At 38.6% G+C, this 23,340-nt stretch carries 19 protein-coding genes and 1 pseudogene; 16 read left to right on the top strand and 4 right to left on the bottom strand.

Annotated elements, in window-relative coordinates; translation table 11 throughout:
- Positions 1 to 11: 11 nt before the first annotated feature.
- From IPI99_12155 to IPI99_12110, 10 genes and pseudogenes are all read left to right on the top strand, one after another.
- Entirely contained in the window at positions 12 to 674 is a 663-nt protein-coding gene (locus tag IPI99_12155) for a hypothetical protein (protein ID MBK7341267.1), read from the top strand.
- The gene (ccsA, locus tag IPI99_12150; GenBank protein ID MBK7341266.1) at positions 667 to 1,788 is read left to right on the top strand and encodes a cytochrome c biogenesis protein CcsA; all 1,122 of its coding nucleotides are present in this window, start codon (positions 667 to 669) and stop codon (positions 1,786 to 1,788) included. Before IPI99_12155 ends, ccsA begins: the two co-directional genes overlap by 8 nt.
- Before the next feature lie 250 nt (positions 1,789 to 2,038).
- Positions 2,039 to 3,185: pseudogene (locus IPI99_12145) on the top strand (Glu/Leu/Phe/Val dehydrogenase).
- Between the two features lie 136 nt (positions 3,186 to 3,321).
- On the top strand, positions 3,322 to 3,810 hold the full coding sequence (locus IPI99_12140) for an Lrp/AsnC family transcriptional regulator (protein MBK7341265.1): 489 nt from the start codon (positions 3,322 to 3,324) through the stop codon (positions 3,808 to 3,810).
- Between the two features lie 94 nt (positions 3,811 to 3,904).
- Complete coding sequence (locus IPI99_12135; GenBank protein MBK7341264.1) at positions 3,905 to 4,642, top strand: TraB/GumN family protein; 738 nt, start codon at positions 3,905 to 3,907, stop codon at positions 4,640 to 4,642.
- 144 nt (positions 4,643 to 4,786) lie between these two features.
- Positions 4,787 to 7,126 carry a TonB-dependent receptor gene (locus tag IPI99_12130; GenBank protein ID MBK7341263.1) on the top strand — a complete coding sequence of 780 codons (2,340 nt, stop codon included), beginning with the start codon at positions 4,787 to 4,789 and terminating at the stop codon, positions 7,124 to 7,126.
- An 11-nt stretch (positions 7,127 to 7,137) separates the two neighbouring features.
- Entirely contained in the window at positions 7,138 to 8,064 is a 927-nt protein-coding gene (locus tag IPI99_12125; protein MBK7341262.1) for a DUF4249 domain-containing protein, read from the top strand.
- 7 nt (positions 8,065 to 8,071) lie between these two features.
- Complete coding sequence (locus tag IPI99_12120) at positions 8,072 to 8,428, top strand: gliding motility protein GldC (GenBank protein MBK7341261.1); 357 nt, start codon at positions 8,072 to 8,074, stop codon at positions 8,426 to 8,428.
- A 10-nt stretch (positions 8,429 to 8,438) separates the two neighbouring features.
- A complete protein-coding gene (locus IPI99_12115; GenBank protein MBK7341260.1) occupies positions 8,439 to 9,431 on the top strand; it encodes a hypothetical protein in 993 nt (330 codons plus the stop codon).
- 1 nt (position 9,432) lies between these two features.
- Positions 9,433 to 9,924: a hypothetical protein gene (locus IPI99_12110; protein MBK7341259.1), complete on the top strand. Its 492-nt coding sequence runs from the start codon at positions 9,433 to 9,435 to the stop codon at positions 9,922 to 9,924.
- Here the strand turns inward: IPI99_12110 and IPI99_12105 are convergent.
- From IPI99_12105 to IPI99_12095, 3 genes are read right to left on the bottom strand one after another with little or no spacing between them, the layout of a single operon-like run.
- Entirely contained in the window at positions 9,878 to 10,453 is a 576-nt protein-coding gene (locus IPI99_12105; protein ID MBK7341258.1) for an NTP transferase domain-containing protein, read from the bottom strand. The genes IPI99_12110 and IPI99_12105 overlap by 47 nt on opposite strands.
- Complete coding sequence (gene fdhD, locus IPI99_12100; GenBank protein ID MBK7341257.1) at positions 10,450 to 11,286, bottom strand: formate dehydrogenase accessory sulfurtransferase FdhD; 837 nt, start codon at positions 11,284 to 11,286, stop codon at positions 10,450 to 10,452. Before fdhD ends, IPI99_12105 begins: the two co-directional genes overlap by 4 nt.
- Positions 11,287 to 11,661, bottom strand: coding sequence for a hypothetical protein (locus tag IPI99_12095; protein MBK7341256.1), 375 nt, complete (start codon positions 11,659 to 11,661; stop codon positions 11,287 to 11,289). It lies immediately after the preceding gene.
- A gap of 259 nt (positions 11,662 to 11,920) precedes the next feature.
- Here IPI99_12095 and IPI99_12090 point away from each other — a divergent pair, with 259 nt between their 5' ends.
- From IPI99_12090 to IPI99_12065, 6 genes are all read left to right on the top strand, one after another.
- A complete protein-coding gene (locus IPI99_12090; protein MBK7341255.1) occupies positions 11,921 to 12,928 on the top strand; it encodes a PorP/SprF family type IX secretion system membrane protein in 1,008 nt (335 codons plus the stop codon).
- Complete coding sequence (locus IPI99_12085) at positions 12,913 to 15,396, top strand: hypothetical protein (GenBank protein ID MBK7341254.1); 2,484 nt, start codon at positions 12,913 to 12,915, stop codon at positions 15,394 to 15,396. Before IPI99_12090 ends, IPI99_12085 begins: the two co-directional genes overlap by 16 nt.
- 11 nt (positions 15,397 to 15,407) lie before the next feature.
- Positions 15,408 to 19,010, top strand: a complete 3,603-nt coding sequence (locus IPI99_12080) for a gliding motility-associated C-terminal domain-containing protein (protein MBK7341253.1) — start codon at positions 15,408 to 15,410, stop codon at positions 19,008 to 19,010.
- Positions 19,011 to 19,311: 301 nt separating this feature from the next.
- Complete coding sequence (locus tag IPI99_12075) at positions 19,312 to 20,484, top strand: phosphoribosylformylglycinamidine cyclo-ligase (protein ID MBK7341252.1); 1,173 nt, start codon at positions 19,312 to 19,314, stop codon at positions 20,482 to 20,484.
- A gap of 4 nt (positions 20,485 to 20,488) precedes the next feature.
- Positions 20,489 to 20,800 carry a hypothetical protein gene (locus tag IPI99_12070; GenBank protein ID MBK7341251.1) on the top strand — a complete coding sequence of 104 codons (312 nt, stop codon included), beginning with the start codon at positions 20,489 to 20,491 and terminating at the stop codon, positions 20,798 to 20,800.
- The gene (locus IPI99_12065; GenBank protein MBK7341250.1) at positions 20,797 to 21,798 is read left to right on the top strand and encodes an acyl transferase; all 1,002 of its coding nucleotides are present in this window, start codon (positions 20,797 to 20,799) and stop codon (positions 21,796 to 21,798) included. Before IPI99_12070 ends, IPI99_12065 begins: the two co-directional genes overlap by 4 nt.
- A gap of 17 nt (positions 21,799 to 21,815) precedes the next feature.
- Here the strand turns inward: IPI99_12065 and IPI99_12060 are convergent, their stop codons facing one another.
- Complete coding sequence (locus tag IPI99_12060) at positions 21,816 to 23,165, bottom strand: N-acetylmuramoyl-L-alanine amidase (protein MBK7341249.1); 1,350 nt, start codon at positions 23,163 to 23,165, stop codon at positions 21,816 to 21,818.
- Positions 23,166 to 23,340: the final 175 nt, after the last annotated feature.

The raw sequence follows: 23,340 nt of genomic DNA, 5'->3' as shown, positions 1-23,340 counted from the left end.
AAAAGGGGAAATTGAATTCCCGTTCAAAGACCATAGCCCTCTTGCTCAAGGAGTGGAAATATGAATGGAAACATTTTCAATCTATTGCTTCCGTTTTGTTATTTGTGATCAGTATTGTATTTCTTTTGTACTTATATTCCGGAAGCTTACAAAGTACTCATTGGTGCATGTATTATTGGTTGACATCTATGTTCCTGATGCTTTTTTTAGGCAAAAATTCTATTGAAGAAGATTTGCTTCGAAATCGCTTGTACTTATTTCAATTGATTAGTCCACTTCGTTATTTGGTCGCTAAAATTCTTTTTCTCAGCTTCGTTTATTTCATATTGCAATTGGTTATATTTTTTATATTTCAACTGTTGATTCCAATGAATAGTTTGCTGTCATGGCATTGGCTATGGATCTGTCTTCTGACTGCGTTGGGGATGTGCTCGATCAGTGTGGTGGGTTCATTTTTTTCCTATCTGGCATCTCAAAATGGCCATCTGCAGATGATCCTTAGCTTACCCCTCTGCTTTCCCATAGTTGGACTGGCCTACGCCGCAACCTTGGTGTTGGCTGATGGTGGAGCATGGAGTAAAATGTTTACACTTGGATCTATGCTGATGGCGGTTGACTTGTTCAATCTGGCAATGATCCTTTTTGTGGTACCTCTAATGTGGAAGCATGGCTGAGCTGAATAAATCAGGTTTGATAATTGGTGTGTATCGGTTCATGAGAAAATCATGGTGGAAAATAGCGAGCGTATTATTGTTGAGCTACGTCTTGATCAGAGGATTGTTGACTCCTTTGAAGCCTGGGATAGTTGACTGCCACCCACTTGTGCTTTGGAGTGGCAAAGCATACTCATTGGACATTGAATTGTACAATAGTAAACTGAAATCTGGCCAAGGCCACTTGAAAGCTTTCTTACTTTACGACGATACTTTATTCTATCAAGTCGAAGAAATCTTGATTCACAGTGAAAATGAACTGACTCTTACAGGCAGATTGCCGGCTCCAATGCCGGACAAGCTTGATGTGACTAGCCTTAGTGTCGTTTTGGACAATGTACAAGAGGGAGTAATGATACTTCCTTCTAAACTGGTTTTGAGAAAGGGATCTGAAGTCACCGACTCCCTTGTAGAAAACTTTAGATCGGCTGCTTGGCAAAAGCTGCTTCCGGGCATGTTCCATTATCAAAGTAGTGTATATTACTTTCCTTACAGGAACATTCTTTATGAAACTATAAGGAATACATTTTTCCATGTGCCGATGTGGTTTTCGATGTTTTTGTTGCTTTCATTGTCGGTGATCGCGTCCATTTCATATTTGTATTTGCGAAAGTTGGAATATGATATTTTGGCGAGTTCTCTGATTGAGGTGGCTATCGTCTTTGGCATTTTGGGCTTGATCACTGGGTCGATTTGGGCAAAGTTTACCTGGGGAAGTTGGTGGACCCGGGATATTAAGCTCAATATGTCAGCGCTCACATTATTGATTTATTTTGCTTATCTGATTTTGCGTATGGCCATTCCAGGTAGAGTAGAAAGGGCAACGATAAGTTCGGCATATGCGATTCTGGCATTGGTTTGTGTGATTCCAATGGTTTTTATCCTTCCACGTCTGACGTCCAGTTTGCATCCTGGTAATGGCGGTAATCCTGCTTTCGGCCAAGATGACATGGATAATTCACTGAGACTGGTATTTTATCCTGCAGTACTTGGTTTCATGCTGCTCGCAGTTTGGATAGCTTTACTGCACTATAGAGTCAAGAGATTACAATTGTATAAAGAAGAAGAAAACTGAAAAATATTTCGTTATTAGAGGAAATAACCTCAATTTCGCGTCGCAAAAATGCTTGAAATCCTTTAGGGCAATGAATTTTAAACCACATTCAGGATGTTTTTGATACCACTTTTAATGTCTTTGGATTTTCTTAGATCTACGGGCAAAATCTATGTGGTTTTTGGGGTTGTTTTTATTGTTTTCTTGGGGTTGATTGGTTTTTTGTGGTATATCGAACGAAAGATTAATAAATTAGAAAATAATTCAAATCATGAGTAAGGGAAAGGAAGTTTCTTTTTTGGATAGTGTGCACATGAATTTTGACAAAGCGGCAAAGTATACAAATATACCTGCCGGCTTGCTCAGGCAAATTAAAGTTTGTAATGCAGTTTATGAGATGCACTTTCCGGTCCGGATAGGAAATGAGATACACGTGATTGAGGCCTATCGTGCCCAGCACAGTCACCATAGACTTCCCACAAAGGGAGGTATTCGTTACAGCATTCATGTCAATAAAGAAGAAGTGGAAGCTTTGGCGGCATTGATGACTTACAAATGTGCAATAGTTGACGTCCCTTTTGGAGGAGCAAAAGGAGGCGTTAAAATCAATCCGCGGGAATACACTGAAGAGGCTCTTGAGAAAATCACCAGGAGATATACTACAGAACTGATCCGAAAGAATTTCATCGGCCCTGGTATTGACGTCCCTGCTCCGGATTACGGTACAGGTACAAGGGAGATGGCTTGGATTCTTGATACCTATTTAACTTTCAAAGGTGGAGAAATCGATGCAGCAGGATGCGTGACAGGTAAGCCTGTCAACCAAAATGGTATTCAAGGCAGAAATGAGGCCACCGGACGAGGTGTATATTATGGTTTGCGAGAATTGTGCATGACGGATGATGCGATGAAGAAAAGCTGCTTTGGAAAACCAAATTACGGGAGATAATGCGAAGCGAATCAAAGCTAAAATCATAGGTGAAGCTGCCAATGGACCGGTTTCTGCTGATGCAGCAGAAATCCTTCAGAAAGCAGGTTTGATCATCGTACCTGATATGTTCTTGAATGCAGGAGGAGTGACAGTATCTTATTTTGAATGGTTAAAAAACTTGAGCCATATGCGATTCGGTAGGATGGAGAAGCGTTTTGACTCCAATGCTTATGCCAATATCGTAGATTACGTCCAGAAAGCTACAGGTAAGACGATCGGCGATCGCGAGAGAGAATATTTGACTCGTGGTGCTGACGAGATCGACCTGGTGAGGTCAGGACTCGAAGAGACAATGGTAACCTCCTTCCAGGAGATTTGGGAAACTTTCAAGACCAAAAAAGACATCGATGGTTTAAGAAGTGCAGCATTTGTCGTTGCTCTTGAAAAAATCCAAAACGACTACAACAATCTCGGCATTTTCCCATAGGAAATAGCTTCTGCCTGCATAGATCCGAAGAAATAAAAGATTATTTTATCTTTATTTAATTATTTATTCAAAATTCAGAATAATATTCTAATTTTGTGGGTTATAAGCATTGTCCACAAAATTAAAATCTATAGCTATGTCTGAAAAATTAGATAAAACCGACGTCAAAATTTTGAATTTGCTTCAAAGTAACTCCAAAATTACCAATCTGGAGCTTTCCAAAAAAATCGGCTTATCTCCGGCACCAACTCTCGAAAGGGTCAAAAAACTGGAACACTCAGGAGTAATCCAAAGCTATCATGCTAAGGTGAATCCTCAAAAAGTGGATTTGACTATCAGCACTTTCGTTTTGGTTAACATTGCTTGGAACAAGGCAAAAGCTTTGGAAAACTTTGTTGAGAGAATCAACAAAATAGACGAAGTCATAGAGTGTTTCGTGATTACAGGTGATGCTGATATTATGTTACGCGTAGTATGCAAAAACATAGCGAGTTATGAATATTTGCTCTTCAAACAGCTATCCCAGATTGAAGAGGTGGAAAGACTGAAAACTTTGATGTGTCTGTCGACAGTGAAGAGTTCAAATGCGCTACCCATACATCCAGACGGTGTAGATTTAGATTAGTAGCCCATAAAATACGTTTTTACTGGATCGGATTACTTCTCTGCTTTACTCTTGTTGTCACTCTGGGCAGTTGCGAGCTTACATTTTCGGTAGCATGCATGTAGCCCATCATGAGTCATCACTGTTGTGTAGTCAGATCTTACCATACCTCCAACAATGTTCTTCTTTTTTTGCTGAAGTGGACCTGAGCACGCTTAGGGAAGAGGATATTCGTCATTTGTTAATGTTGGAGAATGGTCAGAATATCAGTCAGATTGCCGGGGCTAAAGAATGGGAAAAAGTGGTGCACTTGGCTGAAGAAATATTCAATGTCGACTTGGAGCCAATGGGAAATACATACCCTTACCTTATTTTACACCATTTGCAAATGGGATTCCTGTCACTGGGAAGGCACGAAGCAATGGATCAGGCATTATGGACTCAAGCAAAAGCACTTGGTAAAGAATGTGGCGGTCTTGAATCCATGTCAGAACATTTTGGAGTGCTAAAGGCCATCCCTTTAGAAAAGCAGTGGAGAGATTTGTATTTGTTCCTCAAAAATCCGATATCGTCCAAGCGAAAATTGAATTCGCTTTTCAAAGCGTATATGCGTCAGGATATCAGAAGTTTATACAAGAGCTCAAGGAAAGGACTCGGCAGCTCCAAAAATGTTATGATTTACAATAGGAATAAGCTAATGACAGAATTCCTTAGCAGCAAAATGCAACTTGACCGGGTCAGTTTTGCAGCAGTAGGTGCAGCACATTTATTTGGCAAGTATGGTATGTTGGCTTTATTGAAGAGACAAGGATATCAGCTCAAGCCATTAAAATTGGAGCAGATCAGCAGTTGATGATCGTTCAGGTTCAACGACTTAAATTTCACAAGTTTCCAAGCTTATCCTAGAGCTCATGAGAATTTGTAATGGCCCGTACAAAGGATACAGATAGCATTTCCGGGCTCAACTTATTTTATATTGTTTTGTTCCAAACAGTCGATGAAAGTAGCTTTAGCATTGTGGTTGGGGTGTATGTGTTTTGTCACGGCATTTTCGCAAAAAAAAAACATCACCGTCAGTGGATATATCAAAGAAAAATCCACGCATGAAACTCTGATCGGGGTCAATATTTATATCAAAGAGAATCCCTCTTTAGGGACAGTATCAAATCCATACGGATTTTATTCCCTGAGTTTTCCCCCTGGTTCCTATACTTTGGTGTATTCCTATATCGGATATGAATCATTTGAGCTTAAGCAGGATTTTCTGGTAGACCAGGAACTACCTGTAACTCTTTCACCCGGAATATTGATGGAAGAAATTGTCATCAGTGACGAGGAGAAAAAGAAAGATATTGAATCCACACAAATGGGAACCATAGAACTAAAGATGGACAAGGTAAAAAAATTGCCCACTCTCATGGGAGAGGTGGATATGCTCAAAATATTGCAGCTTTTGCCAGGGGTTTCTTCTGCTACAGAGGGCTCTTCTGCGCTCTATGTAAGAGGCGGCGGACCTGATCAGAATCTGGTATTGTTGGACGAAGCTGTGGTTTACAATACAGGGCATCTATTGGGTTTCTTTAGTGTGTTCAATTCAGATGCAATCAAAAATACTACCTTGATAAAGGGCAATATGCCCGCTGAGTATGGAAGTAGGATTTCCTCGGTCATAGACGTGCAGATGAAAGATGGAAATATGAACCATTGGACAGTGGAAGGAGGTATCGGTTTGATTGCTTCCAGACTAACCGTACAGGGGCCTATTTTGAAGAATAAATGCTCAGTAATTTTTTCCGGTAGGCGAACCTATGCACTTGACCTTGCCCAGCCTTTTATCAACAAAACAAAGTTCAAAGGAACCAATTATTTCTTTCACGATTTTAATGCCAAAGCAAATTATATTCTTGGAAAAAAAGATAGAGTTTTTTTTAGTGGTTATTTTGGAAGAGACGTATTCAGTTTTGCTGACAATGACCGTGATTTTGATATTAGATTGCCATATGGCAATACAACTCTGACATTGAGATGGAATCATATTGTCAGTGATAAATTATTTTTTAATACTTCATTGATCTCAAACAATTACTCTTTCAAGATTGCTGGAGGACAGGACGATTTTAAATTTGCAGTAAATTCAGGTGTGATTGATTATGTCGCAAAAGCTCAAGCAGAGTATTATCCCAATTCAAAACATACTGTCAGATCCGGATTTCGCTATACTTGGCACAAGTTGTCTCCCAACGTAGTCACAGGCACGAATGGGGAGACCGATTTTAATTCAGGATTTGATCCTAAGTATGGTCACGAGAACGAAATTTTCTTGTCTGATGATTGGCATGTGTCTTCATGGTGGCGGGTGAATCTCGGAATGAGGTTGAGTAACTTTATACAAGTTGGTCCTTATACCTCTCAAGAAAGTGGAGAAGTATTTGGGAGGAATGAGATTGCTAAAATGTATTTTGAGCCGGAGCCCAGACTGATCGTAAATCGCAAAATAAATTCCAATTCAGCGCTTAAAGCAGGAGTGAGCAGAGCAGCGCAATATGTTCATCTGGTGAGCAGTTCTAATTCAACACTTCCAAATGATGTATGGGTGCCGAGTTCTGCAGTAGTAAAACCTCAAATCGCATGGCAATATACATTGGGATATTATACAAGATTCAATGCTTGGGATTTGGATTTTTCTGTGGAGACGTATTTCAAAGATCTTGCTAATCAGTTGGACTACCGCGATAGCTATGTAGACAATTTTTCTGATGAGTTGGAAAATGAATTTGTCGCCGGAAAAGGGAAAGCTTATGGAATTGAATTTTTATTGCAAAAAAATGTTGGCAACATATCAGGTTGGATTGGTTATACTTTGTCCAGATCTGAAAGAAAATTCGATGAGATTGAAAACGGGCGAATATTCAGAACCAGTTATGACAGACCGCATGACCTCGTCGTTGTAGGGCAATACCAACTGAATAAAAAATGGCAACTCTCAGCGAATTTTGTGTATGCCACAGGACGCGCATATACTCCCATCCGAAGTGTATTTATCATACAAAATGAACCACAGATCGAATATGGTTTACGCAACAGCGAGAGACTAAAATCATATCACAGATTGGATTTTTCTGCTGTGTATTCTAATGAGAGTAAGAATTCGGAAAAATATTATTCTACATGGGCATTTTCTGTATACAATGTCTATAACAGGAAGAATCCATTTTTTAGTTATACAGATTTTGAATCCGATTATTTGAAAGGTCGAATCGTCGCGAAGTCCGTCAATGTATCAATATTTACAATCATACCGGCAGTAACATGGAATTTCTATTGGAGAATAAAATAAATTTTGGGGGATTGAAAACATCTTGGATCTATAGCATCCTATTTATGATCGGCCTTGCATCATGTGAAGAAGTGGTGACGCCTCCTGATTTGAACCATCCACCCTCATTGGTAGTAGAGGCTTATATAGAATCTTCTGCTTCCGGTTCGACACCGGTTTATGCGATCCTTACGGAATCTTATTCATTTTCTGATACTATAGGATTGAATACGATAGAAAGCAAATTTGTGAAAGGGGCTACAGTTTTTGTAGCTTACGGATCGGATAGCATACAACTACAGCAGCTCTGTCTTTCAGATTTGCCTGAGCCAGTTAGAGTAGAAGTGTTGAAAAGTTTGGGTTATTCAATTGATTCTGTTACCATTGATTTTTGTATCTATGCTGATTTACAAAATTTGATTGACCCCGAAAGACAAAAGGAATATCGATTTCATGCGTATGCCGGAAGTAGATATGCACATGCATCGGTGATTATACCTGATTATGTGCCGCTGGATAGTATATGGTTTGAAAAAGCTCCCGGAAATCCGCCTGATTCATTTGTTCAGATGTTTTGTTACATCAAGGATCCTCCGATAAATAATTTTTACCGTTATTTTACTCAAGTTTCCAATTCAAGATTTGTTGCAGGTGTGAGTTCTGTGGTAGATGATGCTTTTTTTAATGGTCAGGAATTCAAATTTACACTTAATCGTGCGCTTGGGGCAAATGAAGAATTTGATGAGACCACCGGACTTTGGAAACTGGGTGATACAGTTGCGGTCAAATGGTGTTTAATAGATCAGAGCCAATATGATTTTTGGAATACATTAGAAGTTAGCAAACAGAGGCAAGGTCCTTTTTCATCATATATCAGAATTAATGGCAATGTGGACGGAGCACTGGGTGTATGGGCCGGATCGTCCTGTGAGATTTATAAAGTTATAGTTAAAAAGTGAAGTAGAAATGGAAAGAAAAGCCCAAATTAATATTGAGGTTCAGCTGAATGAAGACCAAATACCACAGAACATCATCTGGCAAACCAATGATCAAGGTGTTGCAACAGGACGAGAAGTGAAAGCTGTTTTGATTTCATTGTTTGACAAGGAAAGTAGGGACACCTTTAAACTGGATTTGTGGACCAACGAAATGCAAATTCAGGAAATGGATCAGTTTATGTATCACAGTTTGAGTGCTATGGCAGAAATTTATAAGAAAGCCACAGGTAATGAAATGTTGTACCGAGATTTTTCGGATTTTGTCCAGCATTTTGGAAAGCAAATCCAATCGCAGTCACCCATTACTGATTCCGACAAGAATTAAATGTGAAGCTGTGGAAAAATCTCCTGAACATAGGGATAAAATATTGTACCGACTGACTGCATTGTGGGCTTTTATAGAAAGTGGTTTAGGAGGGATATTGCATGCTTTACAATTTCCCTTCACCGGATTAATCATTGCCGGATTCGCACTATTGTTGATCACCTTGATTCTTCATTACAGCGGTAAGAATAAGAAATTCATTTTTACTTCGTTAATGATTGTATTGTTAGTGAAGATGGTTCTAAGCCCTCATACGTCTCCCACAGCATATTTTGCTGTCACATTTCAGGCATTAGCTTTATATGCTATCGTAAAGTTATTTGGATTGAATCGCTTTGCATTATTTGCTGGATTTGTCATCGCTATTCTGCAATCTGCTTTCCAAAAACTTATTGTTTTGACTTTGGTCGGTGGATTTACTTTCTGGCATTCTGTTCAATCATTTATAGAATGGGTACAAAAAAGCGTGTTTTCATCTGCAGGATTCCTTTCTGTCAAACTGATGATATTACTCTATCTCAGCATATACCTTGTTGGGGCAATATTATGGGCATGGTTGACATTCCGGATATTAAATGATTTGCAGAGGCATTTATTTGCTAATCGCACTTTGCAATTGGATGTTGTGAATGATTTGGACACTGTTCCAAAATCCCAGCGCAGAAATTTTATATTTCCGATTTTAATGATTTGTATTGTAGTTACTGGATTGGTATGGATGGGTTTTCGACAAAAAGATGTTCTGTTTTATCTGTTGAGAGTGATCAGTATAATTTTTCTTTGGTACTATATCATTGGGCCTCTCCTTACAGGATTGATTAAGAAATATTTGTATAAGAAAATGCCGAGTTATCAGGCCAAGGTGGACGATGTCTTGGATATTTTTCCAAGAATAAAAAAAGTGGTTACTTACAACTGGTTAATTTCTGCAAAATATAGATTTTTAGAACGGATTTATCAATTTATATTGGGTACGATTGTCATGGTTTTAGCACTGGAATAAAATGAGTTTGATTTTTTTAACCGGAGATAAAAAATCCGGAAAAACCAGTTGGCTGGGCTCAAAATTTATGCACAAAACGGATGCGGATGGAGTGATTTCTCCCGACATTGGAGTTATTCGTTTTTTCCAACTTTTAAAAAGTGGTATGTATCTGCCATTTTCAAGACCTGCTGCAGGAGTTGATAGTATTTCTATCGGAATGTACACCTTTGCCAAGCAGTCTTTTGAAATAGCAGCGAGGCATGCAGCTTCTTCTTTACAGACCAACACCTGGACCATCATAGATGAATGGGGGCCACTGGAGTTAGACCGACAAGGATTTTATCCTCTATTATATGAGCCATTGCAAACTGCAGCAACCGACGATGACAGACGAGTTATTATCGTAGTTCGACCTTCGCTTTTGGAGCCGGTTCTGGATTCATTTGAACTCAGGAATGATAAAGTTACCATCTGGACTTTTCCTGAAATACATAGCTTTGGTATTCACTGATGGTATTGATGCCTTGAAGGATTTTAGAGCTTGCGGTATCAATACATTTTGCATTTGATCTTGAGAGCACATTTCTAGCAGATTGGTTGCCTGCTATCAATTCATGTCTGAGTTCATGAAATATTTGAGGTTGATAAAGGGTCAATAGAGGAAATCTCAGCGAAGCCTGAGTATCCTCATAACATATCGCAGGAAAGTCGGGGTTGTTTTCCTGTATTAAAATCACAATATCTTTTGGACTGCAATAAAGTAGATCAACAGCAACTACCAGAAGAGCTTCATTCGGAAAATTAGATATTGCGTTGACTATTCCGTGCAACGGCGCATGAGCACTCTCTTCTTCTAGGAGCAATGGAAATCGGTTTTGATCCAAACCATGACTTGCTTTGCAAGCGATTCGAAAATCAATTTGCAGGGATTGAAATAGCTTTTGCCACCAAGAAACAGCAGTCATTCCTTCTTTAATCAACAAGTGCTTATAAATACCTATCCTGCTGCCCTTTCCACCACAGAGTAATATCGCTTTCAAAACACGATGCGCTCTGGTGCTGAGTAGATATTGAACGACTCTTTTCGCACAAATCCACATAGGGTTTGGCTAAAGTTTCTGGACATTTGGACGGCAAGAGAAGTAGGCGCTCCAACAGCAAGGATTACGGGGATTCCTATAGCTAAAGTTTTTTGGACCATTTCAAACCCGGCTCTTCCACTTAAGACGACGATGTAATCTCTGGGATGGACGGAAGGATTTTCCAGTAAGAAGCCTATCAATTTATCCAATGCATTGTGCCGACCGATATCTTCCGATATGTGAATCAATTTACCCTCGGAACTGTATAACCCGCAGGCATGGACTCCACCAGTTTCTTTAAACATGAGTTGGTGTTTTTTCATTAAATCCGGCAAACTTCGTATGTATTCTGAGGATACAGTTGGGTGATCCTTTTTGAAAGTGTAAGGATATTGAACAAATAAATGATCTATCGATTGATGCCCGCATATCCCACAACTGCTCCCTGATACGGTTTTCCGATCCAGCCGACTTTTGTCCCACCGATAATGCGTTGTGAATTGCACATAGATGCTGTCTACACAAATGTCTTCATCCGTGTATCGCGGGTGTGAATCGATCTTGTCGATATCCTGTGCAGATCGGATAATACCTTCAGAGTACATATACCCTAGACATAATCTCTCATCATCGCCGGGTGTGCGCATCAATATACCAATGGTCTGTGAGATCCATTTTCCCGAATCAAGATACCTGCAAATGATTTCTAAAGGCTCTTCAATGGCAATCTGATCCTGGATGAGCTGAACCTCAGCCCGTACTTGACTTACTGTCGTTTCGAATGTCGTCATCTAACAATGTTTATTCGGATTGGGAAACATCCTGCTCTCGTCTTCGGCACGAGGGGATAGACACTGGAAGTCCTTTTCTACGAGTATTTTGAATCTGTCCCCACTAGAGGTGAATATTTCTGTTGAAAATCCAACTTCTTCCTCTCCATACCATTTGCTCAATACAGTTGTAGGAGCATAAACCCTGAGGTGATTGGTCAGATAATTCATGCTGATCTCAAGTTCATCCGTAGCGATGAGAGAATAGCTGAAAGAACTAGCTATTTCGCCGGGAAAAAGTATCGTGCAACAGAGACAATTTTGTGTTCTCATTGTTTCTACATCATCTTTATTCAGCCTTAATCTGATGCTGTTATTTGTTGTACGCAACTTCATATTCTATTTTTTATTACGAAAATAATCAAAATTATATAAATTTCCTTTTTATAAATTAAGTATCAGATAATCAATGAAATATGAATTATTTGGAAATGTTATTTGAAATTAAATTCCATAATTTTGTAAAAAAAAAATAATGTATATGATATTTCGAAATATTTGAAATATCTTGCGCCTGATTAGAATTCTCCCTCGTGAATTCAGGATCCCGCCGAATTTTACAATCAACTTTGTTTAGTCTTTATAAATTTGAATAATGTTTAAAAATATTATTTGCTGTACATTTATTGTCTTAGGTTTTGCCCTCAAAGCCCAGGATTTGCATTATTCTCAGTTTTATCATCATCCTCAAAGCCAAAATCCTGCTTTTTTAGGATTTTTTGATGGCGATCATCGAGTGTATGTCAATGGAAGACAACAATGGCGCACAGTACCTGTAAATTATTTGACCGCAAGTCTGCTCTTTGATAGCAAGTTTTTTGTTAAACATAGCAGCTCTTATATTGGCTGGGGTATCGGCATTGATTATGATCAGGCCGGCGATAGTAAGCTCAATTTAGCAAAGTTGAGCGGTGGTATCAACTATATGTATTCTATTGGAACAAAACACCAGTTTGGCCTTGGTATCATGCCTTCTATAAGTCAAAGAAGATTTCAAGATGAAAAATTGAGATGGGATTTGCAGTGGGACGGTGAGCGCTATGACCCTACCTTGAGCCCTCAGGAATCGTTTGAGAACGTTGGTAGTTTCTATTTTGATCTCGGGGCAGGAGCCCTCTATTCTTATAAATATAAAACTAGAACTAGAATTCACCTTGGGGCGGGATTTTACCATCTGAACAAGCCGGACCAGGCGTTCTATGGGTCTAACACTATTGATTCTAAGTTGCCCATCCGCCAAGCGTATCAAGCTGCAGTTCAGCTACCCGTTTTCCCTATTCTAGATATCATCTTCCACGGACAACACCAAACTCAGGAGAAATATGAAGAAACAAATCTTTCCGCTTTACTTCGTCTTTATGTGAACCGAAAACCCGGATCTTTATTCAATATTCTGGTAGGTTGTGGGTTGAGGATGGAAGATGCGTACTATCCTACACTTGCGATTGAGTACAACAATTGGATGGTATCTGGAAGTTACGATTTCAATCAGTCATCATTCAAAACTGCAACTGATCAAAGAGGAGGTTCAGAAATTGTTGTGCGATATATTTTCAAAAGTGTGAAACCTTTAGGATTTTACAAAAAATGTCCAATTTATTAATCCCAAATTCAGAATCTGTGCTCAAAAATATATTTTCATTAATTCTTCTGGTATCCTTTGTGCAGGGAAATGCACAATCGTACAGACAATATCAGGAGATTATTGCTGAGGCATTTGACAAGCAAGACTATTATAGTGCTCTGGTTTATTGTGAGTCGGCACTCCAATATGGTAAAGACGTAGATAGTCTGCATTATCTGGCAGGAGAAGCGGCACTTGCTATCAATGCTTATCCAAAGGCTGAACTACATTTCAAAATGGTTGCGAATTCGAACTATTCTGAGGCAGTCCCGCAAGTAAACTATTTTATTGGAGAAATTCTATATGCTCAAGGAAAGTATGGTGAAGCTCACCAATATTTTACAAAGGTGATCGGTCAGGTTGAAGATCCTGAATTTGTGCAAAAAGCTCAAGAGAGGATCAAACAGTTGAAATGGGCTAAAGAAAACCAACAACTTACAAACCCCCTTGTCAAATCATCCAGAGTAGAATATGATGGTATTAATACGCCTGAGAACGAATTTGGGCCAATGTCTGTCAATGGACAGCTTTACTTCGTTTCAATGAGTAAAAAATATTCAAACAAAAAGGAATTTCCGAAAAAAGATAAAGGCCATATCAGAGTTTATGATGAGCACAATTTAAAACTCATGGCTCCTTCATCGGTGCCGGTCGATAGTACGATTCACACTGCGCATCCTGCATTTACCTTAGATAAAAAACAATTTTATTTTACGAAATGCGAATATGAAGAAAATTCAACCAAGTTGCGATGTGAGATATATAGAAAACAGAAGATCGCTTCTGGATGGGGACCGGAAGCAAAGTTACCTGTAGAAGTCAATGTTGTTGGAGCTAGCAATACACAACCTTTTCCGGTATGGGACAGTACAACTCAAATGACCAGACTTTATTTTGCTTCTGACAGAAAAGGAGGCAAAGGAGGATTTGATATATATTCAGTACTGATTAAAGCTGACGGTACAAGTTCAGTTCCAGAAAATATAAACTGGATAAACACGATATTTGATGAGTATTCACCTTTTTATAATGAGAAAACGCGCAGTTTGTTTTTTAGCAGCAACGGTCATCCTGGATATGGTGGACAGGATATATTCAGGTATTCTACGATAGGAAAAGATTCTTTGCGTATTATAAATCTGGGTGCTTCAGTAAATTCCAGCTATGATGATTTGTATTTTAAATCAGATGGTGGAGAGAAAAAAGCATTTTTTTCCTCCAATCGCCCGGGTTCATCATATCTCGATCCTGATTTTAAAGCTTGTTGCTACGATATCTATAAAATGGATGTCACGCCGGCAACTATTGACCTGCTCGCTTATACTCTCGATTCATATGATAGTACTGGTATCAATGGTGCTAAAGTGATCATCTATGACATCACAGAAGATACCCAAGTCTTTAAAATCAGCGAATTACCAGATAAATATATCCATAGACTCCCTTTGATTGAAGGTAGAAAATACAAAATAGTAGCTCTAAAGAACAATTATCTCGGTGACAGTGTGGTCGTTTCAACGATGGATTTACCAAATTTTAATCCAATAACAAAGCAGCTTTATCTGGTAGAAAAGAAAATATTGAATGCACATACTTTTGAAAAAACAACAAATATCGCATTGAAAGGGGTGCAAGTTAAAGTAGTCGATTTGATGAATAATATTGTCGTGAGTGAAAAGACAAGCCTTGATTCTAATTTCTTTGATTTTGGAATTTTAAGAGGGCATAATTATTCTATTATTGCATCTAAACCGAAGTACGAATCAGATACAGTCAAGCTGCTGGCGGCAGATTTTGCCCGATTGGCTGTGATAGACAAGAATTTATTCCTGGAATTGACTGCTATAGCAGAATTGAGGAAATTGTTGCCCATTAAATTATTTTTCGACAATGACATTCCAAATCCAAAATCTGAGTTAGACACTACATCGGTTTTGTTTTCTAAAATATACAGAGATTATTTAGATAAGAAAGGCAGATATATGTATGAATTTGCCGATAAGTTGAAAGAGCCAGCCAAAAGCAATGCAATTTTTCAAATCGACAGCTTCTTTGAGCAAAACGTAAGGAAGAATGCAGAAAAGTTGAATGTATTCATGGACAAATTATATATCATTATGTCGGAAGGACATTCCATAGACATTTTTCTGAAAGGATATGCATCTCCTCGTGCCAAATCAGAGTACAATCAGCACCTTTCTTCTCGACGGGTTACCTCCATTAGAAACGAATTTGATGACTATCAACAAGGAATATTCCATCAGTTCATCAAATCTGAAAATCTTAAAATTAAAGAAATTCCTTTTGGGGAGTCACAAGCATCTTCCGACGTGAGCGATAGTATCGAAGATGTTAGAAATTCCATATACAATTTGAAAGCAGCATATGAAAGACGTGTAGAAATTCTGGAAATATTGAAGGGTGTTGATGATCGTGAAAAATTATAATGGAAAGTAGTATGAAAAAAATATTGGTATATCTCTTTGGAATAATAGTATTCGTCCTTTCTGCCCCCGATCTTCATGCAAGTCACATTGTTGGAGGAGAAATGACTTACAGACATATCTCTGGACGAAAATTTGAGATTCGATTAAGTTTAAGGAGGGATTGCTTCAATGGAAGTGTTGAGGCACAGTTTGATGATCCTGCAAATATTGCAATTTATAATTCTGAAGGCAAATTATTAAACTACCTCGGGTTTCAAGGAATTTTACAACCAAAATTCAATAATGATGATACCCTCAATGAAATTCTAAAAACTGAATGCGAAGTAATTGGTGGAGACGTATGCGTTCACACTACAACTTATATTGATACTGTAGAGTTGCCGTTTTTGACAGGGGGGTATCTATTTGTGTATCAGCGATGTTGCAGAAATAAGACTTTAACAAATGTTTTAGATCCTGAATTCACCGGAGCAACTTATACATTAAGGATTACGGAAGATGCCTTGCGTTATAATAATAGCTCTCCAAAGTTTGTCGCCTGGCCACCGATTTATATTTGTGGGGATCGACCTATAGTATTCAATCATTCCGCAATCGATGCTGAAGGTGACTCTATCGTTTATAGCCTGTGCTCACCCTACCAGGGAGGAGATACTTCAAACTCCAAACCCACAGTAGCTGCTCGTCCACCTTATAAAACAATCGTGTTCAGGCAACCATATTCACTATTTAACCTGCTTGGAAATTCACCTGCTTTAGCCATTGATAGGAATACAGGCCTACTTACCGGTACCCCGGATCCTACTGTCACAGGACAGTATTTAGTTGGGGTGTGTATGAGCGAATTTCGAAATGGTAGGTTGTTAAGTGAGATCAGAAGGGATTTTCAATACAATGTTAGAATATGTACTACAAACCCGGTCGCACAGTTTTCTCCTGATGCACATGTCAAGTGTGAAGGTAATCTCACCGTTGCATTCAAGAACAACAGTGTGAATGCCAAGGATTATACCTGGATATTTGATTATCCATCCAATAATATTGTACATAAAGTAGTGGATACCACCATCACCTATCCAAAAGCTGGAAAGTACAGAGTAGCCCTGATAGCAACCAGACAAACAGGTTGTATCGATACCAATATCCAAAACATTTATCTCTATGATTCTACTTTGCTGAAGGCTGATTTCGATTTCAATTTTGGCTCATGCGATCAAACTATAGATGTAAATTTCAAAGACAAATCATTTGACTCTCTGTTGAATATTAAAAATTGGGATTGGAGCATTCAGCTAAATGGAAATGAGTACAAAGCTGTCATTCCAAGCCCATCTTTTAGTTTGCAGGATACCGGACTAGCTACAGTGACTTTGATCATCACATCAGAGGGCGGTTGTCTGGATACAATAACAAAACTACTGAGATTCAACCGTCTAAAGCCAAATTTTATTGGTCCGATTATTCCAATTTGTATTGGCGAGTCTACACGCTTGATAAATAGTCCTGACAATAGATTTCAATATACCTGGGCGCCATCATCTTCTTTGTCTTGCGATAATTGCCCGGATCCGCTTGCATCTCCAATGCAGACTACGACCTATTATTTAACCATCACAGATGGAAATTGTACGGAGTATGATTCAGTATTGGTGAAAGTATCGACCCTGCTAGACATAGACATTTCAGGCGACCAGATTATTTGTTCTGACACCTCAAGACTACTTGCTATTGGTGGTGTAGTCCAGACCATCGAGTGGTCCAATGATCCGACATTTGCAAATGTGATCAAGAGAGGTGATTTCTCCCTGACTTCGATTGTAAATGATAGTATGATTTTTTATGTTCGAGGGAAAAGTGGAGCGAATTGTCCAGGCGGAGATAGTATAACTGTATACAATGAAAAAGTGAAATTCAAATCTTCGCGAAACGATTATAAATTTTGTGAGCAAGATACGTTTGAACTGGAACTTAAAAATGAAAGGCCTGAACACCAGCTGGTGTTCACTTGGCAGCCTGAGTCTTTGATCCTTTCAGGACAAGGGAGTTCAAAAGTAATAGCCAGTTTATCTTCTTGCCACAGTCAGGATTTTGCCATCACAGCGCAAAATCAACATTTGTGTACGACAAAAGATACTGTCCCAGTAAGTATAATTTGCAAACCGAAAGTAGATTACGAAGTGTTGAAAAATTGTGACAATACCTTGGTCAGTTTTGTCAATAAAAGTGAAGCTGGAAATTACACTTGGGATTTTGGAGATCAAACTACTTCTAATGAAAAAGATCCAATCCATTTTTATAATAAAACCGGAATATATATCGTGACATTATCAGTTCAAGCTGAATGCTTCAATCAGATTAAAGATACTGTAAATGTGGGTTTCATTATGCTCTCGTTGAATGATACAGTACTTAGCTGCCAGGGTACACCAGTTTACCTCAATCCAAATCCAGACCCGAAATTTACATATACCTGGTCTCCGGATGAAGGGTTGAATGATCCCAATATTCCTAATCCTCTTTCTTCTGGTATGAAAACGAGAACATATGATGTCAGGATAACTGATCCGAGTATACCGGATTGCTATATTGATAGAAAGGTCACGGTTTATGTACCTCCTGATATCGACTTGAGAATCAATGATGATACTGTTCTATGTTATTCTCATCAGATCGTTCTACAAGCTAAAACAAATGTATTGGCGAAGATTGAATGGGTCGATGAGGTTGGTCTTTTGATCGGTACAGGATATACCTTAGAAAAAGAAATCAATGACTCCATGTTCGTTTATTCCATTGCTACGGATATATATGGATGTTCAGAGCTTGATTCATTTAGGGTTATCCCGGTTGATACTAAATATCGCATAGAAGGCAAAGACAGGCTCTGTCCTGGAACTGATGGGTTTATTCAATTTATTCCTGAAAATTCTCATCAGTATAAAGTGAACTGGAGCCCGGGAAGTATTGTCAATAACCCGAACAGTGAGCGTGTGATTGTAAAGCCTATTGATACAACGATTTATTATATAGATTTTGTGAATGAGTACGGGTGTGCATATCGCGACAGCTTTCAAGTAAATATCAGCAGGTTTGAACCACCTTTGGAAGCTTATGCAGAAGATGATACCATTTTCCTGTCACAATCCACCGTCCTGCATGTAAATCGCGGTTATAAAGATTACGTTTGGGTGATAGATTATGATTTGAGTTGCAGTACTTGCACCGATCCTATAGCCAAGCCAAAGTTTTCAACTGTGTACACCGTAAAAGCCACAAATGAAGATGGGTGTGAAGAATCCACGAATGTCACTGTCATCGTGATTCGTCCAAATTGTGACGAGTCGGATGTTTATATTCCTAATATTTTTAGTCCAAATGGTGATTCGAAGAATGATGAATTCAGGATACAGAGCAATTTTGTGAAAGAAGTACATATGGAAATCTATAATCGATGGGGTCAGAAAGTATTTGAATCTGACAATCCATCGGTAGGTTGGGATGGTAAGTTTGAAGGAAGAGAATTGCCTCCGGATGTTTACGGTTATTTCTTTAGTGTATTGTGTATCGATGAAAAAAAATATTTCAAAAAAGGAAATGTTACTTTGGTACGATGATATGGAAAGTCCATAGTTGCCTCAGTGGAGAATTAAAACAATTTAGTGGAAAGTAAATTGGACCAAATAAAGAATCCCATCTTCTAGTGATGGGATTCCGGTTGGTTTTAACAAATATAAAAATTTATTTTCTCCGACCAATGATCTGCCGGATTGGGAATGTCAGCAAGAATAATGCCATAGGGATATTTGAGAGTATAATTTCATTTTGCATTCTATATCTTATTATCCAGTTTTAAGCACAGAGTTGCTTAATTCTTTACTAGCCGCAGCTTTAGAGATAATTTGGTCTATCTTTGCGATTATGTCTAAAAGATATGATTCTCTTGGAGTGTCGGCCTCAAAGAATGAGGTTCATCAGGCAATCCGATCCTTAGACAAGGGCTTGTATCCGGGTGCTTTTTGTAAGATTTTGCCGGATATCTGTGGAAATGATGACGAATTTTGCAATGTCATGCATGCTGATACCGCAGGTACGAAAACGGCACTGGCATACCTGAGATGGAAGGAGAATGCTGACCTTGGGGTATGGCATAGATTAGCTCAAGATGCTCTTGTAATGAATCTGGATGATCTGGCCTGTGTGGGTGCAACTCAAAATATCATCGTATCTTCTACAATTGGTCGCAACAAACACATCATACCTGCGGAAGTTATAGAAGCGGTGATAGAAGGGAATAAAACATTCCTTGATACTCTTAAATCAGCTGGTATCCGAGTGCATTATGGCGGTGGAGAAACAGCAGATGTTGGGGACATAGTACGCACCATTGATGTAGGGATTACCGCATTCTGCAGGATGAAAAGAGAAGATCTCATCCTTCCCAATATCACTCCGGGCAATGTGATCGTAGGTTTTTCTTCCTCAGGACAAAGTGCCATGGAAAATGAGTATAATAGTGGAATAGGATCTAATGGTCTGACAGCAGCAAGACATGATTTGTTGAGTAAATATTATGCAGAAAATTTTCCTGAAACATATAGCCCTCAGTCTCCTTATGATGCAATCTATTCAGGGGATTTCAAATTGTCAGATAAAATAAAAAGTGCTTTTGGACAATTCGAAGTAGGGGATTTGTTGACATCTCCAACGCGATGCTATTTACCTATGATAAGCAAGATTATTGAAACCCGTAAGAAAGATATTGCAGCATTTATTCACTGTACGGGAGGAGGCCAAACGAAAGTGAAAAAATTTGCAAGAAATGTAAAGATTATCAAAGACCAATTGTTTGATCTACCCCCTTTGTTCGCTTGGATTCAGCAAAAAGCGAATTACGATTTAAGTGAGATGTACGAAATATATAACATGGGACATCGCATGGAAGTGTACACTTCTTCCCAGGCAGCCCCTGATATGATTGAAATAGCAAAATCGTTTGAAATAGAGGCAAAAATCATTGGTAGAGTAGAGGAATCTCATGGAAACACACAAATCCTGATCCAAACGAATCAGGGAAATTTCGACTTTTAATAACATGGCATTTGAACCAAAGGATATAACATTATTGTGGAAGTATGCATCGGACAGTTGCACAGTAGAAGAAAAACTGTATGTTGAAGAGAAATTAAGGACTGACCTCGAATTTACCAAGAAATGGAAATTGATCCAACAGTTGAACTCTCCTGAGTTAAAGGAAAAGCCTGAGGTTGAAATTTCAGTTGACCCTAAAAAAAGTACAGCGCAAACTACCAAAGAAATTTGGAGCATTTATGCTATTGTTTTTTTACTCTTGGTGATTTGTATTTTATTTTTGGTCATATTCTATTTTTTGAGACAAGCCAGATGAATATTTCGGTAAGGAGATTGGAGGAAATTCAATCTATCATTCTTGACGGAGTGATCCCGTCAGGATTAGAACCCTTGGCTCTGGAATTATTTTCAATTCATTATGATCACAATATGGTTTACAGACAATACTGCGACCTGATTCGTAAAAATCCGGCAAATGTTAGGCTTCTTGATGAAATACCCTACTTGCCCATTCGATTTTTTAGGTCGCATGAAATTGCTCTGTCTGGACTCGAAACTGAGTTTATTTTCAAATCCAGTGGTACAACAGGAGAGGATCGGTCTCGTCATTTTGTTCATTCATTACATTGGTATAGAAGCAATGCGGTTCGACTTTTTGAACAGTATTTTCGCCCATTATCAGACTTAAACATTTACGCTTACTTGCCATCTTATACAGATAGACCTGATTCTTCTTTGATAGACATGGTGAATGCTTTGGGAAAATGTACGCACAAAAAAGGTACAGTTTATTTTTCCCATGCTTCAGAAATCATTGATTATTTGAATTCGGATTCTCCTCATGAGAATGATGTGCTGTTTGGAGTAAGTTTTGCATTGTTAGATCTTGCAAGTAAAGCCGCTTCTCAAAACTGGGATGGCATTTTGATCGAAACTGGGGGGATGAAGAGGAGTGGAAGAGAACTTGCCAAAGCAGATTTATTCGCAAGTTTGAAAACCATGCTCCCGCAAGCCAGGCTTTGCTCAGAATATGGTATGACAGAACTCATGTCTCAGTGTTATGCTGAGTTTGACCTTCGGTTTATGGTTCCGGATACTGTAAAATTGAAGTTTAATCCTATTGATGATCCTTTGGGCCGGGTGGCTCACCGTCGAATCGGACAAATCAACATCCTGGATCTCGCAAATTTGTATAGTTGTCCTTTTATTCAAACGGAAGATTTAGGTATCATGCTGGAAGATGGGAGTTTTACTTTAGAAGGTCGTATCCAGGATGCTGAAATTCGTGGTTGCCATCAACTCTTTGATGAATGACGTGAAGCGTTGATAGATCAATCGCGATCAATAAAACTTTCAGCCATCCATTCGGCCAATAACTGACGATTCCTTGGTACGAGAATTCTTTTGCGATCTTCTTCATTTCTGATATTGGCCAATTCTATAAAAATGGGCTCGGGATCTGATGCACGGAGTACATAAAGTGGACGTGTGGATACAGATCCATTGTAATCACGTTCCTGATATTTCTTGTATTTATCAGCAAAGGTGCCCTGCATTCTCTTTGCTTGTTTTTGACTTACCTTACTATTGTTCTGGTAGTAGAAAAAAACATCTTGTCTGTCATCTTCCGGGCGAGAATCAATATGTATAGAGATCATCCACTGTTTCTCGAAACCCTTCTTTTTATATTTACGGTACATCGAATTGACTTCTGACATGCCCTGTCTCAGCCTTTTCTTTTGACTTATCGGGATTTGACATCCTGTGGCACAAATTTCATCTTCGTCACAATCCAGGTATTTTTCATCACGGATTCCATCATTTTTATCTTGCACTATGATATGCACGGTTGCACCTTCTTCCATTAATTTTTTTGCCAGTCGGAGACTGACATCATACGCATATTCATCCTCACATAAAGTGTACTTGCCGAGGTAGTTTTTCACGATGGCGCCGGGATCAGGGCCTCCATGGCCCGGAACAATATAGAATATCTGGTCTTTCAATGCTTCTGATTTAACTTCAAAGTTGGAGTATCTTGAACCAAATAGAGAAACATTCATCACCGTATTACTTACCTTCGTTGCCTTGGCTTCTGGATCATTAGAATCCAATTTTTTATCTGCTATGGAAGTTTTTGTGATGGAAGTAATCGCCGTGTTTTCAGGTGCGAGTTTCTCATCTGCGACCAACTGTGTACTGTCGGGCTCCTTTGATGCCGGCATTGATTTAGGATTACTTGTATTCTTGGTCAGTGCGACTGACGCCTTACAATGAAAGATCGGAATTGGAACCCATAATTCTTTATCTTTCTGATACATCGCTTTCTTAAGACTTTGATCCACAAGATTTTGATTGAATATATCAATTTCCTTCGCCAATTGATAGTCCTTGATATCCAAGCTTGTCCGAATCGAGTTTCCATCAAATTTCTTGATTTCAATAGGTAGATTGTATTTCTTTCCCAGACTTAGATGGTCTCCTGATTTTAACTTGTTGATCTTGTGGAACTGCTCCAACGAACAAGACCAATCCAAAAGCTTATACCTTCTCAATAAAGTATAAGTGCCTTCGCCTTTTTGGATTTCTGTGGTGAGGTACCTGATTTGAGGAGGCGGAGTATTCTTTGCAAATGCAAAAACACCCCACAATATCAAACAAAAGGTAACCCAAAACTTCATTTACGATAATTTTACGGCAAATATATAAAATAATCGTAACTTATAAATAATTTTAAATCAAATAATTACAAATATTATATTTTCATAATATAATGATAAATTCATTGTAAATACCTAATATATAAATAATCTTTATGTATATGTATCATAAATACAGTATATTATAACTCAGTTA

It is taken from the genome of Saprospiraceae bacterium, assembly GCA_016710235.1.
In the GTDB taxonomy this organism is placed as follows: Bacteria; Bacteroidota; Bacteroidia; order Chitinophagales; family Saprospiraceae; genus Vicinibacter.
This window is presented reverse-complemented; position numbering and strand designations above follow the sequence as displayed.

Coding starts and splice junctions, on each gene's coding strand:
- ccsA (MBK7341266.1), top strand. CDS start 667: ATGGCTGAGCTGAATAAATCAGGTTTGATAATTGGTGTGTATCGGTTC.
- IPI99_12140 (MBK7341265.1), top strand. CDS start 3,322: ATGTCTGAAAAATTAGATAAAACCGACGTCAAAATTTTGAATTTGCTT.
- IPI99_12135 (MBK7341264.1), top strand. CDS start 3,905: ATGCATGTAGCCCATCATGAGTCATCACTGTTGTGTAGTCAGATCTTA.
- IPI99_12130 (MBK7341263.1), top strand. CDS start 4,787: ATGAAAGTAGCTTTAGCATTGTGGTTGGGGTGTATGTGTTTTGTCACG.
- IPI99_12120 (MBK7341261.1), top strand. CDS start 8,072: ATGGAAAGAAAAGCCCAAATTAATATTGAGGTTCAGCTGAATGAAGAC.
- IPI99_12110 (MBK7341259.1), top strand. CDS start 9,433: ATGAGTTTGATTTTTTTAACCGGAGATAAAAAATCCGGAAAAACCAGT.
- fdhD (MBK7341257.1), bottom strand. CDS start 11,286: ATGACGACATTCGAAACGACAGTAAGTCAAGTACGGGCTGAGGTTCAG.
- IPI99_12095 (MBK7341256.1), bottom strand. CDS start 11,661: ATGAAGTTGCGTACAACAAATAACAGCATCAGATTAAGGCTGAATAAA.
- IPI99_12090 (MBK7341255.1), top strand. CDS start 11,921: ATGTTTAAAAATATTATTTGCTGTACATTTATTGTCTTAGGTTTTGCC.
- IPI99_12085 (MBK7341254.1), top strand. CDS start 12,913: ATGTCCAATTTATTAATCCCAAATTCAGAATCTGTGCTCAAAAATATA.
- IPI99_12080 (MBK7341253.1), top strand. CDS start 15,408: ATGAAAAAAATATTGGTATATCTCTTTGGAATAATAGTATTCGTCCTT.
- IPI99_12070 (MBK7341251.1), top strand. CDS start 20,489: ATGGCATTTGAACCAAAGGATATAACATTATTGTGGAAGTATGCATCG.
- IPI99_12065 (MBK7341250.1), top strand. CDS start 20,797: ATGAATATTTCGGTAAGGAGATTGGAGGAAATTCAATCTATCATTCTT.
- IPI99_12060 (MBK7341249.1), bottom strand. CDS start 23,165: ATGAAGTTTTGGGTTACCTTTTGTTTGATATTGTGGGGTGTTTTTGCA.